At 63.9% G+C, this 8131-nt stretch carries 6 protein-coding genes and 1 tRNA gene; all 7 read left to right on the top strand.

Annotated elements, in window-relative coordinates; translation table 11 throughout:
* Window positions 1-133: 133 nt before the first annotated feature.
* The 7 genes from NKH12_RS29185 (at window position 134) to NKH12_RS29155 (ending at window position 7809) form a co-directional block, all read left to right on the top strand.
* The gene (locus NKH12_RS29185) at window positions 134-1039 is read left to right on the top strand and encodes an SDR family oxidoreductase (protein ID WP_352956298.1); all 906 of its coding nucleotides are present in this window, start codon (window positions 134-136) and stop codon (window positions 1037-1039) included.
* Between the two features lie 137 nt (window positions 1040-1176).
* The gene (gene mepA / locus NKH12_RS29180; RefSeq protein WP_352956299.1) at window positions 1177-2271 is read left to right on the top strand and encodes a penicillin-insensitive murein endopeptidase; all 1095 of its coding nucleotides are present in this window, start codon (window positions 1177-1179) and stop codon (window positions 2269-2271) included.
* A 383-nt stretch (window positions 2272-2654) separates the two neighbouring features.
* Window positions 2655-3674, top strand: coding sequence for a glucokinase (locus tag NKH12_RS29175; RefSeq protein WP_352956297.1), 1020 nt, complete (start codon window positions 2655-2657; stop codon window positions 3672-3674).
* Window positions 3675-4242: 568 nt separating this feature from the next.
* Window positions 4243-6096 (top strand): ABC transporter ATP-binding protein, encoded by a 1854-nt coding sequence (locus NKH12_RS29170; RefSeq protein ID WP_352956296.1) that lies wholly within the window; start codon window positions 4243-4245, stop codon window positions 6094-6096.
* Complete coding sequence (gene dapB / locus NKH12_RS29165) at window positions 6093-6935, top strand: 4-hydroxy-tetrahydrodipicolinate reductase (protein ID WP_352956294.1); 843 nt, start codon at window positions 6093-6095, stop codon at window positions 6933-6935. The genes NKH12_RS29170 and dapB overlap by 4 nt, the downstream gene beginning before the upstream one ends.
* Before the next feature lie 32 nt (window positions 6936-6967).
* Window positions 6968-7591 (top strand): 2,3-bisphosphoglycerate-dependent phosphoglycerate mutase, encoded by a 624-nt coding sequence (locus tag NKH12_RS29160; RefSeq protein WP_352956293.1) that lies wholly within the window; start codon window positions 6968-6970, stop codon window positions 7589-7591.
* 133 nt (window positions 7592-7724) lie between these two features.
* Window positions 7725-7809, top strand: a tRNA-Leu gene (locus NKH12_RS29155).
* Window positions 7810-8131: the final 322 nt, after the last annotated feature.

Genomic DNA, 8131 nt, shown 5'->3' with positions numbered 1-8131 from the left:
TTCCGAAGCTGTCACGGCTTGTGCCAGCTTCGGAATTTGCCAAACGTGCCACCGCTGCCCTGAAAGCAGAAAATGACGAAGCCGTGCAACGCGAATGGCGCCTGGCGCTGGCAAATCAAATCGAGGCGCACGCATGAGCGAGAAGCAGATCTTCATTTTCGGCGCCGGCTATTCGGGCAAGGCATTTGCCCGCGCCAACTGGGATGCCGGCACAATCCTTGGGACGACACGCGCAGCGGAGAAATTCGAAGCGCTGCGGCAAGCCGGAATCCAGCCGCTGCTTTTCGATGGCGCGCTGACATCCGAAATCGGCGACGCGCTGAAGAAAACAACCCATCTCGTCGTCTCGGTGGCGCCGGAAGAGGCCGGCGACCCGGTGCCGAATGCGGCGCGCGAGACAATCGCGGCGCAGATGCCAGCGCTAGAATGGATCGCCTATCTCTCCACCGTCGGCGTGTATGGCGACCAACGCGGCGGCTGGGTGGACGAGACCGCCGAATGCCGGCCGGTGTCGAAGCGCTCGATGATGCGTGTCGCCGCCGAGCGGGACTGGCTGAAGCTGGGTCAGGACATCGGCCGGCCGGTGGCGATCCTGCGGCTTTCCGGCATTTACGGGCCAGGCCGCAATGCCCTGGTCAATCTGGAAAACGGCACCGCGCGTCGGCTGGTCAAGCCGGGCCAGGTGTTCAACCGCATCCATTGCGACGACATTGCCGGGGCGCTTTGGCATCTAATCGGAGACAATCGCGGCGGCATCTTCAACATCACCGACGACCTGCCGGCGCCGCCGCAGGACGTTGTCGCCTATGCTGCCGGGCTGATGGGCGTCACACCGCCGCCGGAAATTCCGTTCGAGACCGCCCAGCTTTCGGCCATGGCGCGGTCCTTCTATGGCGAGAACAAGCGTGTCGCCAACGCAGCGATCAAGGCCGCCGGCTATCGCTTCCGCTTTTCCGACTACCGGGCCGCCTTCGACCATATGTGGGCTGAGGGTAACTGGCGCGACGGCGAGGCGCGCAGCCCGATGAAGCGGTCGTGATCGAAACCGCGCGCCGGGCGTGATATGATTCGACTTCATTCGCAGAGGGGTTCTGCTTCATGAAAACGTTGAAGCGATCATTGTCCGGTAGAAAGCTGCTGCTGAAGCGCGTCGCAACGCGCTTTAGATCTCTGTTTATGCATGTCGTTGTCCCAAAACCGCTGCGCACTTTTGGGCGACATGCATTAGCAACACTCGCCGTCCTCGCCGTGGCGGGGCTTGCAGCACGACCTGCAGCGGCCGAAGAGCTGGCGAAAAACCTGTTCGGCGCCAAAAAGCTGCCGGCCGTGGCTGCGCCGCAGTCGATCGGCTTCTATTCCAAGGGCTGCTTTGCCGGCGGCGTCGCCATCCCCCTGGACGGCCCGAAGTGGGAGGTGATGCGGCCTTCGCGCAACCGCCGCTGGGGCCATCCGACGATGATCGCGCTGATCGAGAAACTGTCGCGCGACGCCGCGGCCGATGGCTGGCCCGGCCTGCTGGTCGGCGACATTTCACAGCCGCGCGGCGGGCCGATGCTGACCGGCCACGCCTCGCACCAGATCGGCCTCGACGCCGACATCTGGCTGACGCCAATGCCCGACCGCAAGCTTTCGATCGAGCAGCGCGAAAACATGAGCGCCACCTTGCTTGTCGACGAAAAGACCCACCTGGTGAAGGATGCGCTCTGGGTTCCGGCGCATATGCGGCTCCTGAAGCGCGCGGCAAGCTACGCGGAAGTCGAGCGAATCCTGGTCAATCCGGGCATCAAGAAGAAGCTCTGCGACACGGTGAAAGGCGACCGCGCATGGCTGCGCAAGGTCAGGCCGTTCTGGGGCCACGACTATCACTTCCACATCCGCATCGGCTGCCAGCCCGGCTCGCCCAATTGCAAAGCGCAGGAAAACACAGCGCCCGGCGACGGCTGCGACCAGTCGCTGGCATGGTGGTTCACCGAGGAACCGTGGCGCCCCAACAAGAACCCGGACAGGCCGAAAGCGCGCGACGTGATGACGATGGCGAGCCTGCCCGCGGCATGCCAGGCTGTGCTCGACGGGCCAGATCCGGCTTCGGCGGAGGCGGTCACCTATTATGGCGACGGCGTGCCGGTCGCGACTGCACCCGTTCTCACGAAGGCTCCGTCGCCGGCGCGGGCATCCGTCAGCGGCGCGGCAGCGCTCCCGGCCTCGGTCAACGCCTTCGCGGCAACGCCCGAGATTGGCATTCCATTGCCGCGACCGCGGCCGGGGAACTGAGGCCAGGATAATCGCCTCGGCTTCCACTGATGTTGGCAACGACCAACTGTTGGGTCGGCGCCGCCCCTCATTGCCCTGCCGGGCATTTCTCCCCGTATAGTGACGGGGAGAAAGGGGCTGGCCGCTGCCTTGGCGCCGTTCTTGCAGCGTTGGAGATTGGCGAACCATCGATGAAAGCGGCCCCCTCTCCCCGTCACTATACGGGGAGCGGATGCCGGCAGGCAGGTGAGGGGCAGCGCAATCGCTGAATGGGGCAAGGACGAAATTCGGACCTGAAGTGATTGCACCGGAACTGACTCTGAAGCGACTTTCCCTTTCCCGGGTCATGCGCTAGTCAACAAAAGAACGGCGGAACGCCACTGGGAACCGGGACAGACAAGAGCATGCCAGGCGACGACGACACAGCGCTGCAGTTTCCGGTCCTGATCGGCGACATTGGAGGCACCAATGCGCGCTTTTCGATCGTGCTCGACGCGAACTCGGAACCAACCGAACCGCAGATCGTCCAGACGGCCAATTTCAACACCATCGACGACGCGATCCAGGCAGCGGTGCTCGACCGCTCGGCGGTCCGGCCCAACTCCGCCGTGCTGGCGGTGGCCGGCCCCGTCGACAGCGACGAGATCCCGCTCACCAACTGCCCGTGGATCGTCAAGCCGAGAAAGATGTTTGCCAGCCTCGGCCTGAGCGACGTCGTGGTGCTCAATGATTTCGAGGCGCAGGCGCTGGCCGTCGTGGCGCTCGGCGAAGAGCATATGGAAAAGATCGGCGGCGATGCGCCGGAGCCCAATGCCGGACGGGTGGTGCTCGGTCCCGGAACCGGGCTTGGCGTCGCCGGCCTGGTCCACGCGCTGAACCACTGGATACCGGTGCCCGGCGAGGGAGGACACATGGACATCGGGCCGCGCTCGCCGCGCGATTTCCAGGTCTTTCCGCATATCGAGAAGCTCGAGGGCAGGATCTCCGGCGAACAGATCCTGTCCGGACGCGGCCTGGTCAATGCCTATCGGGCGGTGGCCAAGGCGGACGGCAAACCCGCGCCCTTCACCACGCCGGCCGAAGTCACCGCGGCGGCACTGGCGAAGTCAGATCCGGTGGCCGAGGAAGCACTGTCGATGTTCGTCACCTGCCTGGGGCGCACTGCCGGCGACCTTGCGCTGGTGTTCATGAGCCGCGGCGGCGTCTTCCTGACCGGCGGCATCGCGCAGAAAATCTTGCCGGCGCTGAAAACCGGCAATTTCCGCGCCGCCTTCGAGGACAAGGCGCCGCACAGCGAGCTGATGCGCACCATGCCGGTCTATGTGATCACCCATCCGCTGGCAGCGCTTTCCGGACTCGCGGCCTATGCCAGAAACCCGTCGCTGTTCGGGGTCCAGACGGCAGGGCGGCGCTGGCGGGCCTAGCCTACGCGCGCGCGTCGTGTGGTATCGCCGCGAAGGCGACATGCGTTCCAAGCGTACTAAAGTGTTGATAGAACCCCCGTTATAAGTATGAAGCAAAAACCAATAACCCAGATGGCGATCAGAATCTTTGCCTCTCGCTTTCTATGAGTGAAGAAATAATTGAGGTACCGCCCCTGCTTGTCCATAAGAGAAGGTCTTGAAATACGATATACCCGACAAGAACTATAAACAGGGATACAGGTATAAAGGCGCCGAATCCAACCACGTTGGTAAGAAAGCCATTTGGGCCGACCATTTCTTGTATTCCTGATGATCTCCGATGCGGTTCATGTCAGGGAGCTCCCGCCTCTGGACCTCACTATTCCAGCATATCGCCGTTCAATATCAGCTCGGTTAACGGCCGCTCACCGCCAACTACGGTCATCTAGAACCCCTAATTTCTGGGGGGACTCCACTCGATGAAGTTTTGCCGGCCTCGGCCATAGGCAAGCCGCCACCGGGGCGCTAAGAGGATTGCCGAATTCGTCCGGCCGCGGAGCCGGACCGACATCACTGGAACGATCCCGACTTGAACCAGTCGCCAAACCACCAAGCCAAAGCCCGGCCCGGCGAGATCGTGGCGGTGATCCGCCGCGTCATCGCCGAGAACAGCCACGACTATCGCTGGTATTATGTTCTGGCGGTTCTGTGCCTGGTGACGGTTGCGGCCACGACCGCTTTCACCGCCTGGATCATGAAGGATGTCGTCGACCAGATCTTCTATGAGCAGCGCGGCGATCTCATCGCGCTGATCTGTCTATCGATCCTGGGCGCGTTTATGCTGCGCGGGCTGGCCACCTACGGCCAGGCGGTGACGCTGGCCAGGATCGGCAACAATCTGGTGGCGCGCTACCAGCGCCGCATCTTCGCTCATCTGATGAAGCTCGGCATCGGTTTCTTCAACGACACGCGCTCGGGACGGCTGGCCGCCCAGATCAACGAGAACGTCAACGGCATCCGCGACCTGCTGTCGATGACGCTGACATCCGTGGCACGCGACGCCGTATCGCTGGCCGCGCTGATCGGTGTCATGATCTGGCAGGATCCGATGCTGTCCCTGATGTCCCTGCTGATCGGGCCGCCGCTGATCTACACAGTGATCTACCTGACCCGCAGAATCAGGCGCGCCACGCGCGAAGCCGTGCAGATCAACTCGCGGCTAATCGGCGCCATGCAGGAAGCAACGCAAGGCATCGCCATCGTCAAGGCCTTTACGCTGGAGGACGAGCTGTCGCGCCGCATCAGCGGTCTTGTCGCCGGTGCTGAGCAGCGGGCAAACCGCATCGCCCGCGTGTCGGAGCGATTGACGCCGATCTCCGAAATGCTGGCCGGCTTCGCCGTCGCCGGCGTTATCGCCTATTCCGGCTACCGGGCAGCCGTCGGCGGCCAGCCGCCTGGCGCCGTCTTTGCCTTCATCACCGCATTGCTGCTCGCCTACGACCCGGCCCGGCGGCTGGCGCGCATGCAGGTCGGCATGGAACGGGCGCTGGTCAATGCGCGCATGATCTACGAGCTGCTCGATCTCGAGCCGCAGCAGGGCGACGCACCCGGGGCGGCCGAAGCGACGATCACCAGGGGCGAGGTGCGCTTCAACAATGTGTCGTTCGGTTATGTCGCCGACGCACCGGTGCTGCAGGATCTCAGCTTCGTTGCCGCCGCCGGCAAGATGACGGCCATCGTCGGCGCCTCGGGCGCCGGCAAGTCGACGCTGGTGGCGCTGCTGCAGCGTTTCCATGATGTCGAGGCGGGCAGCATCGAGGTCGACGGCCAGGACATTTTAGAGATGACCAAGCAGTCGCTGCGCCGCTCGATCGCCTATGTCTCGCAGCAGCCCTATCTGTTCGAAGGCACCATTCGCGACAACATCCGCTACGGGCGGCTAAGCGCCAGCGACACCGAAATCAAGCTGGCTGCGCAACAGGCCGAGGCCGATGGCTTCATCCGCCAGCAGCCGCAGGGCTATGACACGCCTGTCGGTGAAGGCGGCCTGACGCTGTCGGGCGGCCAGCGCCAGCGCCTGTCGATCGCCCGCGCCATCGTACGACAGGCGCCGATCCTGCTGCTCGACGAGGCGACCTCGGCGCTCGACAACGAAGCGGAAGCGCGCGTCCAGCAGGCGCTGACCCAGGTTATGGAGGGGCGCACGACCATCGTCATCGCGCACCGGCTGTCGACGGTTGTCAATGCCGACCACATCATCGTGCTGGAACAGGGCCGGTTGGTCGAGCAAGGCACGTATGCCTCGCTGATGGCCGACCCGCACAGCGTCTATGCCCGGTTCCACCGGGTGCAGGGCAACAAGGGGCTGGGGCTTGTCGACGACGGCAAGCCCATCCAAACTCCGGTGCGGCGCGCGAAAAAGACGATCGGGAGAACTTTATGAGCGGTACACCCACAAACGACCCCCCCGTCAGTGAAATGGGCCTGGTGGTGGTCGGCGCGGCCGGACGCATGGGCCAGGCGCTGATTCGCGCCATCCATACGATACCGGGCGCCCGCGTGGCCGGTGCGATCGAGCGGCCTGGCTCGCCCCATCTCGGCAAGGATGCCGGCGAGCTTGCCGGCATCGGCAATATCGACGTGGCGATCGGCGACGACCCGCTGCCGGCCTTCGCCAAGGCCGACGGCGTGCTCGATTTCACGAGCCCGGCGGCGACAGTCGAATTCGCCGGCTATGCCGCGCAGGCGCGCATCGCCCATATCATCGGCACCACCGGCTGCTCGGCCGAGGACAATGCCAAGATCGCCGCAGCGGCGCGCCATGCGACGATCGTGAAGTCAGGCAATATGAGTCTCGGCGTCAATCTGCTGGCGGTGCTGGTGGAGCAGGCGGCGCGCGCGCTCGACGCCGACGATTTCGACATCGAGATCCTGGAAATGCATCACCGGCACAAGGTCGATGCGCCCTCGGGCACGGCGCTGCTGCTCGGTGAGGCCGCGGCCACTGGGCGCGGCATCGATCTTGACGGGAACAGCGTGCGGTCGCGCGACGGCCACACCGGCGTGCGAAAGACCGGCTCGATCGGCTTCGCCACGCTGCGCGGCGGCTCGGTGGTCGGCGACCACTCCGTGGTGCTGGCCGGCACCGGCGAGCGCCTTACGCTCGCCCATCACGCCGAGGACCGGGCGATCTTCGCCCGCGGCGCGGTCAAGGCCGCACTTTGGGCGCGCGGCAGGAAGCCGGGACTGTATTCGATGCGCGACGTGCTCGGACTCGCCTGAGACGATCTGATCCACAAACTGAAGGAGCAAAAATGTCGGGAACTCTCGTGCTCGTGCGCCATGGCCAGAGCGAATGGAACCTCAAGAACCTTTTCACCGGCTGGCGCGATGTCGACCTGACCGAACTGGGCCACGCCGAGGCCAAGCAAGCGGGCGCTAAACTGAAGGCGCGCGGCATGAAATTCGACATCGCCTTCACGTCGTCGCTGATCAGGGCGCAGAAGACCTGTCAGCACATTCTCGACGCGGTTGGCCAGAGCGATCTCGAGACCATCCGCGACCAGGCGCTGAACGAGCGCGACTATGGCGACCTCTCCGGCCTCAACAAGGACGACGCGCGCGAGAAGTGGGGCGAGGAGCAGGTGCATGTCTGGCGCCGCTCCTACGACGTGCCGCCGCCCGGCGGCGAAAGCCTGAAGGACACCGGCGCGCGCGTCTGGCCCTATTATCTGCACGACCTGCAGCCGCATGTGCTCCGGGGCGGCACCGTGCTGGTGGCGGCGCACGGCAATTCGCTGCGCGCGCTGATCATGGCGCTGGACGGCAAGTCGGGCGAGGAGATCGTCAGACTGGAGCTCGGCACCGGCGTGCCGGTCATCTACAAGCTCAACGCCGATTCGACGGTGGCATCGAAGGAAGTGCTGGAGGGCGCATGACCCCGAACCGCAGGTTCGGAAAGGATCATGCGCAGATTCAAAACGACACTAGCCGGCGAGCGGGGCGTGTTTCTTGATTGAGCAAAAAAGCGCGTTGACACTCACCCCTTGCCCGCCTAAAGAGCCCGCACCAGCCCAGATGGCGGAATTGGTAGACGCGCACGGTTCAGGTCCGTGTTCCGCAAGGAGTGGAGGTTCGAGTCCTCTTCTGGGCACCATCATCTTGTAAGCACCTGATTTCATTCAGGTTCTGATTCGCTTTTCCAGTTCGGCCCAGTTGTAACAGTGACTGTTATAGTCGGGGCTCGAATCGGATGGCGACACTGTCCGAACGGATGATGACACGCAGCGGCACTTTTACTGCCGAGTTTGACCCAGGACAGACCTTTGGCGGTTGCTCGGTGGTCAACTGCACCTCTGCGGACATTCGAAACCATGATGTTTGACTAGAGCACGTCCTGTTTAATCCGGTTCATATCCTGCGGCTTTGAAGTAATTGGCACATTCGGCTGGGGTGAAGAGGTCGACGACCGCGCCGAC

This window comes from Mesorhizobium sp. M1322, from assembly GCF_040318085.1.
GTDB lineage: Bacteria > Pseudomonadota > Alphaproteobacteria > Rhizobiales > Rhizobiaceae > Mesorhizobium.
This window is presented reverse-complemented; position numbering and strand designations above follow the sequence as displayed.

Bases quoted from the DNA above. Each gene is read 5' to 3' on its own strand.
- NKH12_RS29175 (WP_352956297.1), top strand. From the start codon at position 2,655: ATGCCAGGCGACGACGACACAGCGCTGCAGTTTCCGGTCCTGATCGGC.
- dapB (WP_352956294.1), top strand. From the start codon at position 6,093: ATGAGCGGTACACCCACAAACGACCCCCCCGTCAGTGAAATGGGCCTG.
- NKH12_RS29160 (WP_352956293.1), top strand. From the start codon at position 6,968: ATGTCGGGAACTCTCGTGCTCGTGCGCCATGGCCAGAGCGAATGGAAC.
- NKH12_RS29185 (WP_352956298.1), top strand. From the start codon at position 134: ATGAGCGAGAAGCAGATCTTCATTTTCGGCGCCGGCTATTCGGGCAAG.
- mepA (WP_352956299.1), top strand. From the start codon at position 1,177: ATGCATGTCGTTGTCCCAAAACCGCTGCGCACTTTTGGGCGACATGCA.